We start from the raw sequence: 16,190 nt of genomic DNA on the forward strand, positions 1-16,190 counted from the left end.
CGCGCGTTCCCTCTGCAGTCGAAGGCGCCTAGCCTAATCCTTGCTGGATAAAAGACAAGTCGCGCGGCCCGCGAGCATGGCTATAATCGCCCCACGATTCACCCAGCCACCACGTGAGACTGCCATGACCATTTCCCTGTACGCCGCATCCGTCCCGGTTTTCCAACAAATGCTCAACGCCCTGAGCGATGTGCTGAAAAAAGCCGAAGCCCACGCCACCGCGAAAAACATCGACCCGAACGCCTTCCTGCAAGCGCGTCTGTACCCGGACATGTTCCCGCTGGTGCGTCAGGTGCAGATCGCCGTGGACTTCGCCAAAGGCGTTTCCTCGCGTCTGGCTGAAGTCGAAATCCCGAAATACGACGACACCGAAACCACCTTCGCCGAGCTGCAAGCGCTGATCGCCAAGGTCCTGGCCTTCATCGGCGAGATCAAGCCTGAGCAAATCAACGGCAAGGAAGGCATCGAGATCGTGACCCGTCCGGGCACCCCGAAAGAGAAGCGCTTCAGCGGCCAGGCCTACCTGCTGAGCTACGGCCTGCCGCAGTTCTTCTTCCACGTGACTACTGCTTACGACCTGCTGCGTCACAACGGCGTTGAAATCGGCAAGCGCGATTACATGGGCGCGTTCTAAACAGCCCGGCAACAAAAAAGCCCGCCAAGGTTTGCGCCTTGGCGGGCTTTTTGTTGCGCTCGGTTTTTACGCCGGACGCTGGGCTTTCTGTTCTTCGCCCAGGCAAGCCGCAGCGGTGAACAGCACGTCGGTGGAGGAATTCAGCGCCGTCTCGGCCGAATCCTGCAGCACGCCGATGATGAAGCCGACCGCCACCACCTGCATGGCGATTTCGCTCGGAATGCCGAACAGGCTGCACGCCAGCGGGATCAACAGCAGCGAGCCGCCGGCTACACCGGACGCACCGCACGCGCAGATCGCCGCGACGACGCTGAGCAGGATCGCGGTCGGGATGTCCACGGCGATGCCCAGGGTGTGCACGGCGGCGAGGGTCAGCACGGTGATGGTGATCGATGCACCGGCCATGTTGATGGTCGCGCCCAGCGGAATCGAGACCGAATAGGTGTCTTCGTGCAGGCCCAGGCGTTTGCTCAGTTCCAGGTTGACCGGAATGTTCGCCGCCGAGCTGCGGGTGAAGAACGCGGTGATGCCGCTTTCACGCAGGCATTTCAGCGTCAGCGGGTACGGGTTGCGGCGCAGCTTCCAGAACACGATCAGCGGGTTCATCACCAGCGCCACGAAGGCCATGCAGCCCAACAGCACCGCCAACAGGTGGGCGTAACCGACCAGTGCGCCAAAACCGGAAGTGGCCAGGGTCGAAGCCACCAGGCCGAAAATCCCCAGCGGCGCGAAGCGGATCACCACGCGCACGATCAGGGTCACGCCGTTGGACAGGTCGCTGACCACTTCCCGGGTGGTATCACCGGCGTGGCGGATGGCGACGCCCATGCCGATGGCCCAGGCCAGAATGCCGATGAAGTTGGCGTTCATCAGCGCGGTGACCGGGTTATCGACCACGCTCAGCAGCAGACTTTGCAGGACTTCACCGATGCCGCCCGGTGCCGTCACGGCAACGTTGTCGGTGGACAGCACCAGATGCGACGGGAACAGGGTGCTGGCAACCACGGCCACCGCCGCAGCGCCAAAGGTGCCCAGCAGATAGAGGAACAGAATTGGCCGGATATGGGTTTCCTGGCCGTGCTTGTGGTTGGCAATCGAGGCCATCACCAGTACGAACACCAGAATCGGCGCCACGGCTTTCAGTGCCGAGACGAACACCTTGCCGATGAAAGCGGTGCCTTTCGCGGCCTCCGGTGCGAGCAGCGCCAGGGCGATGCCGGCAATCAGGCCGATCAGGATCTGCGTGACCAGACTGAGGCTTTTCAGGCGTTGCATTAGAGAAGGGGATGAAGCGGTCATAACGGCATCTCTGCTTTTTTATAGGGTGCAAGGTTGCGTGATCCGGGCGATGAATCGGGGGCAGGCCACAGACACGAACCGAAAGGAATGACGCGACAGCCACGCCGTTGAACGGGTGGCTGAACAGGGTGTACGTTTTTCAGGGCGCGGACTTTATCACAGCGTAGGCCTTATCCTTCAGGCCTGTGACGATCTGCCACCGAAACGTTCGGCAACATAGACAGGTTTGTGCAAGTCACTCGGGAAACACTCTGTTAAGATTGCGCATCCTTATTTTCAAGTTCTGCCGGCGGGCCTTCGGGTCAGCGCTGGTGTCGTCGTTTTGCTGGAGTTCCTCATGCTGTTGCCCATCCTTCTGTTGTCTGCCGCCGGATTCACGGTGCTGACCACGGAGTTCGTCATCGTCGGCCTGTTGCCGGCGATTGCCCGCGACCTGGAAGTCACCATCCCGCAAGCCGGGTTGCTGGTGACTCTATTCGCTTTCACCGTGGCCATGTTCGGTCCTTTCTTGACCGCCTATTTCGCCCGATTCGAACGGCGCAAACTGTTCATCACCATCCTGATCATGTTCGGTCTGGCCAACACCGTAGCGGCATTGGCGCCGAACATCTGGGTCATGGCCCTCGCGCGGTTGATCCCGGCACTGGGGTTGCCGGTGTTCTGGGCGCTGGCCAGTGAAACCGCCGTGGACATCGTCGGCCCGGACTTCGCCGGTCGCGCCATTGCCAAGATCGGCTTCGGCATCGTCTGCGCCACGGTGTTCGGCATTCCGGTGGGTACGCTGATTTCCGATGCATTCGGCTGGCGCAGCGCGTTCGCCATTCTGGCGGTGATCGCGTTCGCCAAGGCCTTGCTGCTGTTTGTCTACCTGCCGAAAACCAGCCTGCACCAGCATCAGGTCAGCTTCGCTTCGCAGTTCAAGATCCTGCGCAGCCCGCTGATGCTTGGTCATGTGCTGCTGTCGATCCTGGTGTTCAGCGGCATGTTCACCGCCTACACCTATCTGGCGGACATTCTCGAGCGTCTGGCCGGCTTCAATGGCACCGTGGTCGGTTGGTGCCTGATGGGCTTCGGCGCGGTCGGGCTAATCGGTAACTCGCTGGGCGGGCGCGCGGTGGATCGCCATCCGCTGATGGCCTCGGTGATGTTCTGTGCGTTCATGATCCCCGGGATGGTGGCGCTGGTGCCCAACATCAATTCCTCGCTGGGTCTGGCGGCGGCCATGGGCATCTGGGGCGTGACGCAGGCGGCGCTCTTTCTGGTCAGCCACGTGCGCTTGATGAAAGCCGCTCCTGAGGCGCCGGCTTTCGCCGCGTCGCTGAACATCGCCGGGGCCAACCTGGGGATTGGTCTGGGCGCGATCATTGGCGGTCGGGTGATTGACAGTGCCGGCCTGGGCTTCGTCGGTTTCGCCGCAGCCGGGTTCATTCTGCTGTCGATCTTCCTCGCCATGGTGTTGATGGTGCTCAAGCCGCGCGACGTCTGCGCGCCGGCTTAAAACTCTGTAAACAGCTCGCGTCGGGCACCTTCGGTAATCGCTTTGATGCCGGGGTGCTTGACCTTGCGTTCCACTGAAATCGCGTAAAACGACTCGCTCACCGCATCGGTCTGACCGATCAACTCGACGCCGTACTGGCGCTTCACCTCATCGGCAATCACGCTCGGCCCGATGAAGATCCCGCTGCCGGACTGGCCGAACGCCTGCATCAAGGCGCTGTCATCGAACTCCCCGACAATTCTTGGCTGAATTTGCTGCTCGGCGAACCAGCGCTGCAAACGGCTGCGCACCACGGTTTCCGCGCCGGGAATCAGCAGCGGCGCGCCGTGCAGACTACGGGGGAAATCCCGACCGTATAACGCCGCCAGCTCGGCGGTGGCGAAGAAACTGATCCCGCATTCCCCGAGTTTCTGGCTGTAGCCCTTGATGTCCAGGTGCGACGGCATCGGGCTGTCGGAGATCACCAGGTCCAGGCGCTGGATCGCCAGGTCCGCCAGTAATCGCTCGAGTTTGTCTTCGCGGCAGGTGATGCGCAGCGGCTCGCTGAGCTCCATGGTCGGCGCGATCAGGCGATAGACGATGGATTTGGGCACCACGTCCGCCACGCCGACCCGGAACAGGATCTGCTGTTCGTTGGGCTGGGCACGCAACATCAGTTCCAGTTCGCCGCCGAGCTGGAACATCTGCTCGGCGTAGGGCAGGGCCTGGCGCCCGGCTTCGGTGAGTTCGAGTTGCCGGCCGACTCTCTGGAACAACTCGATGCCGTAGGTCTGTTCCAGCAGGGAAATCTGCCCGCTGATGGTCTGCGGCGTCAGGTTCAGTTGCTCGCAGGCGCGCACGATGCTGCCGGTCTTGGCTACCACCCAGAAGTAATGCAGTTGTCGGTAATTGAGCATGGCGTTCGGTCCGTCAAATACAGTTCGTATAAATCGAAGTATAGCCGCTAAAAATACGAATTTTCCTGAAGTGTTTGTCTCCCTAGAATGCCCAGCCATCGACGGGCGGTCTGTGACCCTGTCTGTTCATTCGAAGGAAGCCTTATGAAATACACGATCCCGGCACTGATGTTTACGTCTTTACTGCTTATGGTGGGCTGCGACCAGGCTGAAAAAAGCGCCCAGCAATTGATGGGCAAGGCCGCCGAGAGCGCCAAACAGGCGATCGACGACACGCACAAAGCCGCCGAGCAGGCGCTCAGCGAAGCCACTGGCGGCCTGATCGAGAAAAAAGAAGCCCCGGAAAAAGATGCGGAAAAATCCGAATCTTCCTCCAAGACCATCTAAACCGTCTTACAAGAGTCAGGACTGACCCATGGAATACCTTTTAGAACTCGCTTCCAGCCCGACGGCCTGGATTGCCTTGGCCACATTGGTGGTGATGGAAATCGTGCTCGGCATCGATAACCTGATCTTCATCTCGATCCTGACCAACAAGCTGCCCGAGCAGTACCGGCAGAAGGCCCGCCGCCTCGGTATCGGCATGGCGCTGATCATGCGTCTGGCCCTGTTGAGCACCATTGCGTTCATCGTGCAGTTGACCGCGCCGGTCATCGAGATCCTGGGCCAGGCGTTTTCCTGGAAGGACATGATCCTGATCGCCGGTGGCTTGTTCCTGGTGTGGAAGGCGACGACCGAAATCCATCACAGCATGGACCCGGTGCCGGACGATCCGAAGTCGGCGACCTCGACGGTGACTCTGGGTTTTGCCGCCGCCATCGGGCAGATCCTGATGCTGGACATGGTGTTCTCGATCGACAGCATCATTACCGCGGTCGGCATGACCGAACACTTGCCGATCATGGTGATCGCGGTGGTGGTTTCGGTACTGGTGATGCTGTTTGCGGCTGACCCGCTGGCCAAGTTCATCAACGACAACCCGTCGGTGGTGATGCTGGCCCTGGGCTTCCTGATCATGATCGGCATGACGCTGATCGCCGAAGGTTTCGGCGCCCACGTACCGAAAGGTTATGTGTATGCCGCCATGGCGTTCTCGGCTGCGATCGAGGTGTTGAACATGATGTCCCGTCGCGCCAAGCAGAAGAAACTGGCTGCCCAGGCGTAACCGCTGGAAAAGCGAAGGCCGCGTCACTCGCAAGAGTCACGCGGCCTTTTTCGTTTGAATCGATTGAAAGACGTCAGTGCGCGGTGGCGTGACGGGCGCTGTGTTTCTCGATCTTCTTGATCGGTGCTGGTTGCACAGGGTGGTGATGGCGACGGGAAATCCGCAGCACGCCCCACAACATGGCGGCGGCAACGGCCAGCCAGCCGGCAATCAACATCACAATGGTCATGGTCAGGCTCATCGGTGCCTCCTCTTTGCCCTGCATCGGGCGCTCACTCTTTTGCTGTCTTTCGAGTGACAGTCTAGTCGCTGGCGTGTTTCAGGCTATTGACCAAAGGTCGGTGGTGACCAATCACTTCGCTCTATGCAGCCGATGCATCTGCCCCTTTGGGCTATACCGCAGCGTTGTGCCGTCCTATGATCCTCGACCAAGCCGGAACACGATGACCGGTAACTGATCAAGAGAGTGACGATGGTGCAGCTATTTTCCCGGATTCGCATGGCACTGCTGGTGGCCGGTTGTGTGACAGCTTTGGTGGGGTGTGCGGGCAGCGTGGCGCCGGAAGTCCAGCGCCTGCCGGAGCGCGTTGAGCTCAGTGGCACCTTCTATCGTGGCGAAGCCAATCAGAGCGGGCCACAGGTGTTGGCCAGTCTGCTGTCGCAGCAAGGCATCGTGATCACTCCGGGCCTGCTGGAAAAACCACTCCACCTGCCGGGCGCCGAGGACAAGCTTCAGCAGAATATGCAGAACCTGGCCCGCGAATACGGCATGGTCGTGTATCCGGTAGATGCCCGTTTGCCGGCGTTGCTGACTCAGGTGGCGGCGGGTTACCCGGTGATGGTGCGTTTCAGCGAGGGATCGGCGTTCTGGGCCGAGCCGCGGTACGCGATCCTTTCCGGCTATGACCGCAAGAAGCAGAAGGTTCTGCTGCGCGCGGGGATGAACCGTCGTGAGTTGATGAGTTTCAGTTCATTCGAGTCTGCGCTCGAGAAGTCGGGTGGCTGGGCGGTATTGATTCAGAAACCTTCGCAGCTCCCGGCAGCGGTCGATCGTCAGCGTTGGCTGAAAGCCGCTGATGAACTGGCGCAGGCTGGCCAGGAGCGCGAGGCGGCACAGGCGCGCAAGGCGTTGGCGGGGCAGTGAGGTTCCGTCCGTCTCCTGACGGGCACCCTGGCGCGCAGCTACGCTCATAAGGGTAATGCCCGGTTTTTTCGGGTGATTACCCGAACGAGAGGTGCGTATGAGTACCGATTCGAGCTTTGACGACCATAAACCGGACAGTGTGCCGACCACGCCGGAGCCGGACGTTGATCCGGTGCTGGATCCGGACAGTCCGCTGCGCGATCCATTGGCTCGCCCGGCTGTGGTGACTCCGGAACATCGGCGCGACCCCAGTGCCGGCGACGGAATTCCCGATGATGACCAGATGCCGCTGCCCAACGACTGAACCGGCAGGCGAAAAAAAGCCCCGAATGTTCGGGGCTTTTTCTTGTGTCGCGATTTACTTGGACGCTTCGACCACGCCGCTCTGGCGGCCCTTGAGGTTCTTCTCGGCCTTGTATTGCTGGGCCACCGCCGGAACGTTGGTGCTCCGGCCGGTTTCCACCCAACTGCGGATGCGGCTGGCATCGGCGAAGTGGGTGTACTTGCCGAACGCATCGAGAATCACCAGGGCGACCGGGCGGTTGCTCATCCGGGTCACCAGCACCAGGCAATGCCCGGCCGGATTGGTGAAGCCGGTCTTGGTGATCTTGATGTCCCAGTCGGCCTTGTTCACCAGGTGGTCGGTGTTACGGAAACCCAGGGTGTAATTGGGTTTGCGGAACGAGACGGTTTTTTCCTTGGTGGTGGTGAGTTCAGTCAGGATCGGATGTTTTTGCGCAGCCATCAGCAACTTGCTCAGGTCGCGGGCGGTGGAAACGTTGCGCTCCGATAGGCCGGTCGGTTCCACAAAGTGGGTGCTGGTCATGCCCAGCGCCTTGGCCTTGGCGTTCATCGCCGCGATGAAGGCTGCATAACCGCCCGGATAGTGATGGGCGAGACTGGCGGCGGCGCGGTTTTCCGAGGACATCAAAGCGATCAGCAGCATCTCCCGGCGCGGCAGTTCGCTGCGCAGTTTGACCCGGGAAAACACGCCTTTCATTTCCGGGGTGTGGCTGATGTCGACGTCAATCCATTCGTCCATGTTCTGGTGGGCTTCAACCACGACCAGGCCGGTCATCAACTTGCTGACGGAAGCGATCGGCACGATCACGTCCGGATTGCTGGAGTAGATGACTTTGTTGGTCTGCAGATCCATCAGCAGGGCGCTGCCGGAGGCAATCTTCAACTGTGAAGCGTCTCGTGGGGCAGCGGTGGTTTCGGCGGCGTTGACCGTTGGCGTGAGGAGCGTGCCTGAAAATGCAAAAACCAGGCTCAGGATGGACAGACGAATATTCACGCGGGCGAACTCATGAAGGTTGGAAATGCCGTTTTTTGTAACGGACTGTGTCGTAAAACGACGCATTCTAGGAGTATGGCTGAAGATCTGTCGATGGTTGTTTGAAGGGCATGAAAAAGTCGTGAAAAGCCCTGTAAAAATAGGGGTTTCCGGCGAACGGTAAAGGTTTTTTCGAGGATACGAAAAACCCCGCACAAGGCGGGGTTCTTCTGGAGCGGAAAAAGCGCTTTAAGCGTGCAGGGTTTCTGCCGCGTAGAGGGTGTTTTCCAGCAGGCAGGCACGGGTCATCGGGCCGACGCCGCCTGGTACTGGTGTGATCCAGCCAGCGCGGGGCAGGGCGGTTTCGTACACGACGTCACCGACCAGTTTGCCGTCGTCCTGACGATTGATGCCGACGTCGATCACGATCGCGCCTTCCTTGATCCACTCGCCCTTGACCAGGCCCGGCTTGCCGGCGGCAACCACCACCAGATCGGCGCGGCCAACGTGGCCGGCCAGGTCCTTGGTGAAGCGGTGGGTCACGGTCACGGTGCAGCCGGCCAGCAGCAGCTCCATGGCCATCGGACGACCGACGATGTTGGAAGCGCCGACGACCACCGCATCCATTCCGTACAGATCGACACCGGTGCTTTCCAGCAGGGTCATGATGCCTTTCGGCGTGCACGGACGCAGCAGCGGAATGCGCTGGGCCAGGCGACCGACGTTATAAGGATGGAAACCGTCGACGTCCTTGTCCGGGCGGATGCGTTCCAGCAGTTTGGACGCGTCCAGGTGCTCAGGCAGAGGAAGTTGAAGAAGAACGCCGTCGATTGCCGGGTCGTCGTTCAGCCGATCGATCAGATCGGTCAGTGCTTCCTGAGTGGTTTCGGAAGGCAGGTCGTAGGCTTGGGAGAGGAAGCCGACCTCTTCACAGTCTTTACGCTTGTGCGAGACATAAACCTGAGAGGCAGGATCGCTGCCGACCAGGATCACCGCGAGGCCAGGAGTACGCAAGCCTTGCTCGCGACGTTCGGCTACCCGTTGAGCGATCTGCTGGCGCAGGCTGGCGGCGATTGATTTGCCGTCGATTAGTTGTGCAGTCATTGCGCGTGATTAACCATCGAGAGGGGAAAAAAAGAGAACGCATTCTCGCATGTCAAACGGTGAGGGCAAAGGCGCTTGGTCAGCAAATTCCCCTAAGCCCTTTAATTAAATGAATTTTTTTCAAAAAGGATTTGACGACCTGCAGGTCGCTCTATACTATTCGTCGCACTTGTCGGGCACAGCCTAGCACTGGTTAAGAAGGTCGAGCGAAATCAAGGTTTTGCGAGACTGGAAAGCACTTAGTTTGTAGTCCTCCAAGGGTACAGCTAACAAGGCGCCCGTAGCTCAGCTGGATAGAGCATCCGCCTTCTAAGCGGATGGTCGCAGGTTCGAGTCCTGCCGGGTGCGCCATTAGGCAGCTTTGGCACAAGTAACGCGATATGGTGGGCGTAGCTCAGTTGGTAGAGCACGGGATTGTGACTCCCGTTGTCGTGGGTTCGATCCCCATCGTCCACCCCATATTTCGAAAGGCGCCAGATGTAACAGTCTGGCGCCTTTGCTTTAAAAAGCTTCATCCGCGGATGTGGTGGAATTGGTAGACACACTGGATTTAGGTTCCAGCGCCGCGAGGCGTAAGAGTTCGAGTCTCTTCATCCGCACCAATCAAAGCTTCATTCATGCCGTTGGTAGGGTGAAGTTCTACAAAGAAGTTGTTTGGCTTCTTTGACACGCAATATGGTGGGCGTAGCTCAGTTGGTAGAGCACGGGATTGTGACTCCCGTTGTCGTGGGTTCGATCCCCATCGTCCACCCCATATTTCGAAAGGCGCCAGATTTAACAGTCTGGCGCCTTTTTTGTTTTACGGTTTCGAGATTTCGGCGACTGCCGGTTTCGGGTCGCAGGGCAGGGCGCTTCGTCGTATCAATGTTGCTCGATGATGCTGCACTGCCCGTCGACCTTGCTTGCGAGGTCGGCTGTCAGGGAGGTGATTCAACCGCCTCTATATATAGAAGAGGTTGGCGCAGGGCCCTGGCTTGATTGGCTGTATTTGCTAACAGGGCGAGGCGCAACCGTTTGTCCCCGCCTTCAATTTGCCTGCTGTTTTTTTACCCGTTTTCAGTAGGGTGACTTCTTGAGTTTGACCTACTAGAATGCTTGCCCTTGATTCTTGGGTCGGAAACGGCCGGCTAACGTCTGTGCAACGAGGAATATCCATGCAAGTTTCTGTTGAAAATACTACTGCTCTTGAGCGCCGCATGAGCATCACCGTGCCGGCTGAGCGCATCGAGACTCAGGTCAACAAGCGTCTGCAGCAGACTGCCAAAAAGGCCAAGATTGCTGGCTTCCGTGTTGGTAAAGTGCCTATGAGCGAAATCAAGCGCCGTTTTGGTGCTGATGCGCGTCAGGAAGCGATTGGCGACGTGATTCAGTCCTCTTTCTACGAAGCTGTGGTTGAGCAGAAGCTGAACCCGGCCGGTTCGCCGTCGATCGAGCCCAAGTCGCTCGAAGCTGGCAAGGACCTGGAATACGTAGCCGTATTCGAAGTGTTCCCTGAGTTCACCGTTGCCGGTTTCGAAGGCATCACCGTTGAGCGTCTGAGCGCTGAAGTGGCTGACGCCGATCTGGACAAGATGCTGGACATCCTGCGCAAGCAGAACACCCGTTTCGAAGTGGCCGATCGCGCTGCCCAGAACGAAGACCAGCTGAACATCGATTTCGTTGGCAAGGTTGACGGCGAAGTGTTCGCTGGCGGCTCCGCCAAGGGCACTCAGCTGGTGCTGGGTTCCGGCCGCATGATCCCTGGCTTCGAAGAAGGCCTGGTTGGCGCCAAAGCCGGCGAAGAGCGCGTTCTGAACCTGACCTTCCCAGAGGACTATCAGAACCTGGACCTGGCTGGCAAAACCGCCGAGTTCACCGTAACTGTCAACACCGTTTCCGAGCCAAAACTGCCTGAGCTGAACGAAGAGTTCTTCGCCCAGTTCGGCATCAAGGAAAGCGGCATCGACGGCTTCCGCACCGAAGTTCGCAAGAACATGGAGCGTGAGCTGCGTCAGGCTATCAAATCCAAGGTCAAGAATCAGGTAATGGACGGTCTGCTGGCCACCAACCCGATCGAAGTGCCAAAGGCTCTGCTGTCCAATGAAGTTGACCGTCTGCGCGTGCAGGCTGTTCAGCAGTTCGGCGGCAACATCAAGCCTGACCAGCTGCCGGCCGAGCTGTTCGAAGAGCAAGCCAAACGCCGCGTTGTTCTGGGTCTGATCGTGGCTGAAGTGGTCAAGCAATTCGACCTGAAGCCAGACGAAGCCCGCGTTCGCGAAATGATTCAGGAAATGGCTTCGGCTTACCAAGAGCCTGAGCAGGTCGTGTCCTGGTACTACAAGAACGACCAGCAACTGAACGAAGTCCGTTCGGTTGTGCTGGAAGAACAAGTTGTGGATACTGTTCTGCAGAAAGCTAGCGTGACCGACAAATCGGTCTCTTACGAAGAAGCGGTCAAGCCGGTAGAAGCTCCAAAAGCCGACTGATTGTTTCTGCGTTAGAAGCACACACCATAAGCCAGCCTTCGAGCTGGCTTATGCGTATTCAAGACATGACTATTTGGGAGTGACTGCAGAGCATGTTCCGTAATTCCTATATTCAGCAGAACTCTGATATCCAGGCCGCCGGCGGCCTGGTCCCGATGGTTGTCGAGCAATCTGCTCGTGGCGAGCGCGCCTATGACATCTACTCGCGTCTTCTCAAGGAGCGGGTAATCTTTCTGGTGGGTCCGGTAGAGGACTACATGGCCAACCTGATCTGCGCGCAACTGCTGTTCCTTGAAGCGGAAAACCCGGACAAGGACATCCATCTTTACATCAACTCCCCGGGCGGCTCGGTTACTGCAGGCATGTCGATCTACGACACCATGCAGTTCATCAAGCCAAACGTGTCGACCACCTGCATCGGTCAGGCCTGCAGCATGGGCGCATTCCTGCTGACCGCAGGTGCACCTGGCAAGCGTTACTGCCTGCCGAACTCGCGAGTGATGATTCACCAGCCACTGGGCGGTTTCCAGGGTCAGGCGTCGGATATCGAAATCCACGCCAAGGAAATCCTCTTCATCCGCGAGCGTCTGAACACGCTGATGGCCAAGCACAGCGGTCGCACGCTTGAAGAAATCGAGCGCGATACCAACCGCGACAACTTCATGAGTGCAGAAGCTGCGAAGGAATACGGCTTGATCGACGAAGTGATCAACCAGCGTCCAGCTTAAAATAAGCAGCTCAAAACAGGCCTGATCGGCTGGTCCGATCAGTGGCGGGCTTGAAAAAGCCCGCAATAGCCTTCATCTTGTGTTGCAAGCCTATCGGATTTGGATCGAACGAATGACTGACACCCGCAACGGCGAGGACAACGGCAAGCTGCTCTATTGCTCCTTCTGTGGCAAAAGCCAGCATGAAGTGCGCAAATTGATTGCCGGCCCCTCGGTCTTTATCTGCGACGAGTGCGTCGACCTGTGCAACGACATCATCCGCGAGGAGGTGCAGGAAGCACAGGCCGAAAGCAGCGCGCATAAATTGCCTTCGCCTAAAGAAATCAGCGGCATCCTTGACCAGTACGTCATTGGTCAGGAGCGTGCGAAGAAGGTTCTCGCGGTAGCGGTGTACAACCACTACAAGCGTCTGAACCAGCGTGATAAAAAGGCTGACGACGTCGAACTCGGCAAGAGCAACATCCTGCTGATCGGCCCGACAGGCTCCGGTAAAACCCTGCTGGCCGAAACCCTGGCCCGCTTGCTGAACGTTCCGTTCACCATCGCCGACGCAACCACCCTCACCGAGGCGGGTTACGTGGGAGAAGACGTCGAGAACATCATTCAGAAGCTGCTGCAGAAGTGCGATTACGACGTGGAAAAGGCCCAGATGGGCATTGTCTACATCGATGAAATCGACAAGATTTCGCGCAAGTCCGACAACCCGTCGATCACCCGGGACGTTTCCGGTGAAGGCGTGCAGCAGGCCTTGCTCAAGTTGATCGAAGGCACGGTCGCTTCCGTTCCGCCGCAAGGTGGCCGCAAGCATCCGCAGCAGGAGTTCCTGCAGGTCGACACCCGTAACATCCTGTTCATCTGTGGTGGTGCGTTCTCCGGTCTGGAGAAAGTGATCCAGAATCGTTCCACCAAGGGTGGCATCGGTTTCAACGCAGAAGTGCGCAGCAAGGAAGAAGGCAAGAAAGTCGGTGAATCCCTGCGTGAAGTCGAGCCTGACGATCTGGTCAAGTTCGGTCTGATTCCGGAATTCGTCGGTCGTCTGCCGGTCCTCGCGACGCTGGACGAGCTGGATGAGGCTGCATTGATGCAGATTCTCACCGAGCCGAAAAATGCCCTGACCAAACAGTACGCCAAGCTGTTCGAGATGGAAGGCGTGGATCTGGAATTCCGTTCCGACGCGCTGAAATCGGTCGCCAAACGTGCCCTGGAGCGTAAAACCGGTGCCCGTGGCCTCCGTTCGATTCTCGAAGGTGTGCTGCTCGACACGATGTATGAAATCCCCTCGCAGTCCGAGGTGAGCAAAGTCGTGATCGATGAGAGCGTGATCGAAGGCAAGTCCAAGCCACTGTATATCTACGAAAACAGTGAGCCGACGGCCAAGGCAGCGCCGGACGCGTAAGTGTCCACCCTGCCGGAACAAAGAAGGGGCCTTCGGGCCTCTTTTTTTTTATGTCGTTTTTTACATCCGCTTTGCGCTTGTTTTTTTTCAAGGCAGCCCCCATCTTGGTTTCAAGCTTAATTCCATCTGATTACGGCCATATGGCCGCCGTAGAGGCGAAATCATGAAGACCACCATCGAATTGCCTCTCCTGCCATTGCGTGATGTCGTTGTGTATCCGCACATGGTTATCCCGCTGTTCGTGGGGCGCGAGAAATCCATCGAAGCCCTCGAGGCCGCGATGACGGGCGACAAGCAGATCCTCCTGCTGGCCCAGAGAAACCCGGCTGACGACGATCCCGGAGAAGACGCTCTGTATCGCGTCGGTACCATTGCCACAGTACTGCAACTGCTCAAGCTGCCTGACGGCACCGTCAAGGTTCTGGTCGAAGGCGAGCAGCGGGGTACTGTCGAGCGTTTCAGTGAGGTCGATGGCCACTGCCGTGCCGAAGTCTCCCTGATCGACGAAGTCGACGCCGCCGAGCGCGAGTCCGAAGTCTTCGTGCGCACGCTGCTGTCGCAATTCGAACAATATGTTCAGCTGGGCAAGAAAGTCCCGGCTGAAGTCCTGTCGTCGCTCAACAGCATCGATGAGCCGGGCCGTCTGGTAGACACCATGGCTGCCCACATGGCGCTGAAGATCGAGCAGAAGCAGGAAATCCTCGAAATCATCGACCTGGCTGCCCGGGTCGAGCACGTTCTGGCTCTGCTGGACGCCGAAATCGACCTGCTGCAGGTCGAAAAGCGCATCCGCGGCCGCGTCAAGAAGCAAATGGAGCGCAGTCAGCGCGAGTACTACCTGAATGAGCAGATGAAGGCCATTCAGAAGGAACTCGGCGACAGCGACGAAGGCCACAACGAAATCGAAGACCTGAAAAAGCGCATCGACGCTGCGGGTCTGCCGAAAGACGCCCTGGCCAAGGCCACCGCCGAGCTGAACAAGCTCAAGCAGATGTCGCCGATGTCGGCTGAAGCCACCGTCGTGCGGTCCTACATCGACTGGCTGGTACAGGTGCCGTGGAAGGCCCAGAGCAAGGTACGCCTGGATCTGGCCCGTGCCGAAGACATTCTCGACGCCGATCACTACGGCCTGGAAGAGGTCAAGGAACGCATCCTTGAGTACCTCGCCGTGCAGAAACGCGTGAAAAAGATTCGTGGCCCGGTGTTGTGCCTGGTCGGTCCTCCGGGCGTGGGTAAAACCTCGCTGGCGGAGTCGATTGCCCACGCCACCAACCGTAAATTCGTGCGCATGGCCCTTGGTGGCGTGCGTGACGAAGCGGAAATCCGTGGTCACCGTCGGACTTACATCGGTTCGATGCCAGGAAGATTGATTCAAAAGATGACAAAGGTGGGCGTCCGCAACCCGCTGTTCCTGCTCGATGAAATCGACAAGATGGGCAGCGACATGCGTGGCGATCCGGCGTCGGCGTTGCTTGAAGTGCTCGATCCGGAGCAGAACCACAACTTCAACGATCACTATCTGGAAGTCGATTACGACCTGTCGGATGTGATGTTCCTCTGCACCTCGAACTCGATGAACATTCCGCCGGCGCTGCTGGACCGGATGGAAGTGATCCGTCTGCCGGGCTACACCGAAGACGAAAAGATCAACATCGCCGTCAAGTACCTGTCACCAAAGCAGATTGCCGCCAACGGCCTGAAGAAAGGCGAGCTGGAATTCGACGAGGAAGCGATCCGCGACATCATCCGTTACTACACCCGTGAAGCCGGTGTGCGTGGCCTCGAGCGGCAGATTGCCAAGGTCTGCCGCAAGGCAGTCAAAGAACATGCGCTGGAAAAACGCTTCTCGGTGAAAGTGACAGCTGATCTGCTGGAACACTTCCTTGGCGTACGCAAATTCCGCTACGGTCTGGCCGAGCAGCAGGATCAGATCGGTCAGGTGACCGGCCTGGCCTGGACTCAGGTCGGCGGTGAATTGCTCACCATCGAAGCGGCCGTCGTGCCGGGCAAAGGGCAACTGATCAAGACCGGTTCGCTGGGCGACGTAATGGTCGAATCGATCACTGCGGCCCTGACAGTTGTGCGCAGCCGTGCCAAGAGCCTGGGCATTCCCCTGGACTTCCACGAGAAGCGCGACACCCATATTCACATGCCGGAAGGTGCTACGCCGAAAGACGGTCCGAGCGCCGGTGTAGGCATGTGCACCGCGCTGGTGTCGGCTTTGACGGGTATTCCTGTGCGCGCTGATGTCGCCATGACCGGCGAGATCACCCTGCGTGGTCAAGTCCTTGCCATTGGTGGCCTGAAGGAAAAACTCCTCGCCGCACACCGTGGTGGAATCAAGGTCGTGATTATTCCGGAAGAGAACGTGCGTGATCTGAAGGAGATTCCTGACAATATCAAGCAGGATCTGCAGATTAAACCGGTTAAATGGATTGACGAGGTCCTGCAAATTGCGCTGCAATACGCGCCGGAGCCCTTGCCGGATGTGGCTCCGGAGATTGTCGCGAAGGATGAAAAACGCGAGTCCGATTCCAAGGAAAGAATTAGCACGCATTAATACGTCTTTGGCTGGGGGGCTTGTT

General features: G+C 58.5%; 15 protein-coding genes and 4 tRNA genes. 14 read left to right on the forward strand and 5 right to left on the reverse strand.

Features of this window, described 5'->3' with window-relative positions:
- Positions 1–124: 124 nt before the first annotated feature.
- Positions 125–634: a DUF1993 family protein gene (locus ACKLNA_RS01205; RefSeq protein WP_065259353.1), complete on the forward strand. Its 510-nt coding sequence runs from the start codon at positions 125–127 to the stop codon at positions 632–634.
- Positions 635–700: 66 nt separating this feature from the next.
- On the opposite strand, the gene sstT is transcribed toward ACKLNA_RS01205, so the two are convergent.
- Positions 701–1,933 (reverse strand): serine/threonine transporter SstT, encoded by a 1,233-nt coding sequence (gene sstT / locus ACKLNA_RS01210; protein WP_408984606.1) that lies wholly within the window; start codon positions 1,931–1,933, stop codon positions 701–703.
- A 337-nt stretch (positions 1,934–2,270) separates the two neighbouring features.
- Between sstT and ACKLNA_RS01215 the strand changes: the two genes are divergently transcribed.
- Positions 2,271–3,431: an MFS transporter gene (locus ACKLNA_RS01215; RefSeq protein WP_408984607.1), complete on the forward strand. Its 1,161-nt coding sequence runs from the start codon at positions 2,271–2,273 to the stop codon at positions 3,429–3,431.
- Here the strand turns inward: ACKLNA_RS01215 and nhaR are convergent.
- Complete coding sequence (gene nhaR / locus ACKLNA_RS01220; protein WP_408984608.1) at positions 3,428–4,327, reverse strand: transcriptional activator NhaR; 900 nt, start codon at positions 4,325–4,327, stop codon at positions 3,428–3,430. The genes ACKLNA_RS01215 and nhaR overlap by 4 nt on opposite strands.
- 144 nt (positions 4,328–4,471) lie before the next feature.
- On the opposite strand from nhaR, the gene ACKLNA_RS01225 reads away from it, so the two are divergent.
- Positions 4,472–4,714 carry a hypothetical protein gene (locus ACKLNA_RS01225; RefSeq protein WP_408984609.1) on the forward strand — a complete coding sequence of 81 codons (243 nt, stop codon included), beginning with the start codon at positions 4,472–4,474 and terminating at the stop codon, positions 4,712–4,714.
- A gap of 28 nt (positions 4,715–4,742) precedes the next feature.
- A complete protein-coding gene (locus ACKLNA_RS01230) occupies positions 4,743–5,492 on the forward strand; it encodes a TerC family protein (protein ID WP_134827432.1) in 750 nt (249 codons plus the stop codon).
- Positions 5,493–5,565: 73 nt separating this feature from the next.
- Here the strand turns inward: ACKLNA_RS01230 and ACKLNA_RS01235 are convergent, their stop codons facing one another.
- Positions 5,566–5,733: a hypothetical protein gene (locus ACKLNA_RS01235; protein ID WP_167443780.1), complete on the reverse strand. Its 168-nt coding sequence runs from the start codon at positions 5,731–5,733 to the stop codon at positions 5,566–5,568.
- Between the two features lie 231 nt (positions 5,734–5,964).
- Between ACKLNA_RS01235 and ACKLNA_RS01240 the strand changes: the two genes are divergently transcribed.
- Both ACKLNA_RS01240 and ACKLNA_RS01245 read left to right on the forward strand, forming a co-directional pair.
- Positions 5,965–6,636 carry a peptidase C39 family protein gene (locus tag ACKLNA_RS01240; protein WP_265813888.1) on the forward strand — a complete coding sequence of 224 codons (672 nt, stop codon included), beginning with the start codon at positions 5,965–5,967 and terminating at the stop codon, positions 6,634–6,636.
- A 97-nt stretch (positions 6,637–6,733) separates the two neighbouring features.
- Positions 6,734–6,940, forward strand: coding sequence for a hypothetical protein (locus tag ACKLNA_RS01245; RefSeq protein WP_102621718.1), 207 nt, complete (start codon positions 6,734–6,736; stop codon positions 6,938–6,940).
- 54 nt (positions 6,941–6,994) lie between these two features.
- On the opposite strand, the gene pbpG is transcribed toward ACKLNA_RS01245, so the two are convergent.
- Positions 6,995–7,933, reverse strand: a complete 939-nt coding sequence (gene pbpG, locus ACKLNA_RS01250) for a D-alanyl-D-alanine endopeptidase (RefSeq protein WP_085712474.1) — start codon at positions 7,931–7,933, stop codon at positions 6,995–6,997.
- Between the two features lie 228 nt (positions 7,934–8,161).
- A complete protein-coding gene (gene folD, locus ACKLNA_RS01255) occupies positions 8,162–9,016 on the reverse strand; it encodes a bifunctional methylenetetrahydrofolate dehydrogenase/methenyltetrahydrofolate cyclohydrolase FolD (RefSeq protein WP_085712473.1) in 855 nt (284 codons plus the stop codon).
- Between the two features lie 274 nt (positions 9,017–9,290).
- Between folD and ACKLNA_RS01260 the strand changes: the two genes are divergently transcribed.
- The 8 genes from ACKLNA_RS01260 to lon all read left to right on the forward strand — a co-directional run bounded on the left by ACKLNA_RS01260 (position 9,291) and on the right by lon (position 16,165).
- Positions 9,291–9,367 (forward strand) — tRNA-Arg (locus tag ACKLNA_RS01260).
- Between the two features lie 32 nt (positions 9,368–9,399).
- Positions 9,400–9,475, forward strand: a tRNA-His gene (locus tag ACKLNA_RS01265).
- 58 nt (positions 9,476–9,533) lie between these two features.
- A tRNA-Leu gene (locus ACKLNA_RS01270) sits at positions 9,534–9,618 on the forward strand.
- 76 nt (positions 9,619–9,694) lie between these two features.
- A tRNA-His gene (locus ACKLNA_RS01275) sits at positions 9,695–9,770 on the forward strand.
- Between the two features lie 400 nt (positions 9,771–10,170).
- The gene (gene tig / locus ACKLNA_RS01280) at positions 10,171–11,481 is read left to right on the forward strand and encodes a trigger factor (RefSeq protein ID WP_408984610.1); all 1,311 of its coding nucleotides are present in this window, start codon (positions 10,171–10,173) and stop codon (positions 11,479–11,481) included.
- Between the two features lie 92 nt (positions 11,482–11,573).
- A complete protein-coding gene (clpP, locus tag ACKLNA_RS01285; RefSeq protein ID WP_053161532.1) occupies positions 11,574–12,209 on the forward strand; it encodes an ATP-dependent Clp endopeptidase proteolytic subunit ClpP in 636 nt (211 codons plus the stop codon).
- 112 nt (positions 12,210–12,321) lie between these two features.
- Positions 12,322–13,605, forward strand: a complete 1,284-nt coding sequence (gene clpX / locus ACKLNA_RS01290; RefSeq protein ID WP_016775335.1) for an ATP-dependent Clp protease ATP-binding subunit ClpX — start codon at positions 12,322–12,324, stop codon at positions 13,603–13,605.
- Between the two features lie 163 nt (positions 13,606–13,768).
- Positions 13,769–16,165 (forward strand): endopeptidase La, encoded by a 2,397-nt coding sequence (gene lon, locus ACKLNA_RS01295; protein ID WP_085712471.1) that lies wholly within the window; start codon positions 13,769–13,771, stop codon positions 16,163–16,165.
- The last annotated feature ends 25 nt before the right edge of the window (positions 16,166–16,190 follow it).

Source organism: Pseudomonas sp. UV AK001, assembly GCF_046097675.1.
Classification (GTDB): Bacteria; Pseudomonadota; Gammaproteobacteria; order Pseudomonadales; family Pseudomonadaceae; genus Aquipseudomonas; species Aquipseudomonas kribbensis.

Bases quoted from the DNA above. Each gene is read 5' to 3' on its own strand.
- ACKLNA_RS01205 (WP_065259353.1), top strand. From the start codon at position 125: ATGACCATTTCCCTGTACGCCGCATCCGTCCCGGTTTTCCAACAAATG.
- sstT (WP_408984606.1), bottom strand. From the start codon at position 1,933: ATGACCGCTTCATCCCCTTCTCTAATGCAACGCCTGAAAAGCCTCAGT.
- ACKLNA_RS01215 (WP_408984607.1), top strand. From the start codon at position 2,271: ATGCTGTTGCCCATCCTTCTGTTGTCTGCCGCCGGATTCACGGTGCTG.
- nhaR (WP_408984608.1), bottom strand. From the start codon at position 4,327: ATGCTCAATTACCGACAACTGCATTACTTCTGGGTGGTAGCCAAGACC.
- ACKLNA_RS01225 (WP_408984609.1), top strand. From the start codon at position 4,472: ATGAAATACACGATCCCGGCACTGATGTTTACGTCTTTACTGCTTATG.
- ACKLNA_RS01230 (WP_134827432.1), top strand. From the start codon at position 4,743: ATGGAATACCTTTTAGAACTCGCTTCCAGCCCGACGGCCTGGATTGCC.
- ACKLNA_RS01235 (WP_167443780.1), bottom strand. From the start codon at position 5,733: ATGAGCCTGACCATGACCATTGTGATGTTGATTGCCGGCTGGCTGGCC.
- ACKLNA_RS01240 (WP_265813888.1), top strand. From the start codon at position 5,965: ATGGTGCAGCTATTTTCCCGGATTCGCATGGCACTGCTGGTGGCCGGT.
- ACKLNA_RS01245 (WP_102621718.1), top strand. From the start codon at position 6,734: ATGAGTACCGATTCGAGCTTTGACGACCATAAACCGGACAGTGTGCCG.
- folD (WP_085712473.1), bottom strand. From the start codon at position 9,016: ATGACTGCACAACTAATCGACGGCAAATCAATCGCCGCCAGCCTGCGC.
- tig (WP_408984610.1), top strand. From the start codon at position 10,171: ATGCAAGTTTCTGTTGAAAATACTACTGCTCTTGAGCGCCGCATGAGC.
- clpP (WP_053161532.1), top strand. From the start codon at position 11,574: ATGTTCCGTAATTCCTATATTCAGCAGAACTCTGATATCCAGGCCGCC.
- clpX (WP_016775335.1), top strand. From the start codon at position 12,322: ATGACTGACACCCGCAACGGCGAGGACAACGGCAAGCTGCTCTATTGC.
- lon (WP_085712471.1), top strand. From the start codon at position 13,769: ATGAAGACCACCATCGAATTGCCTCTCCTGCCATTGCGTGATGTCGTT.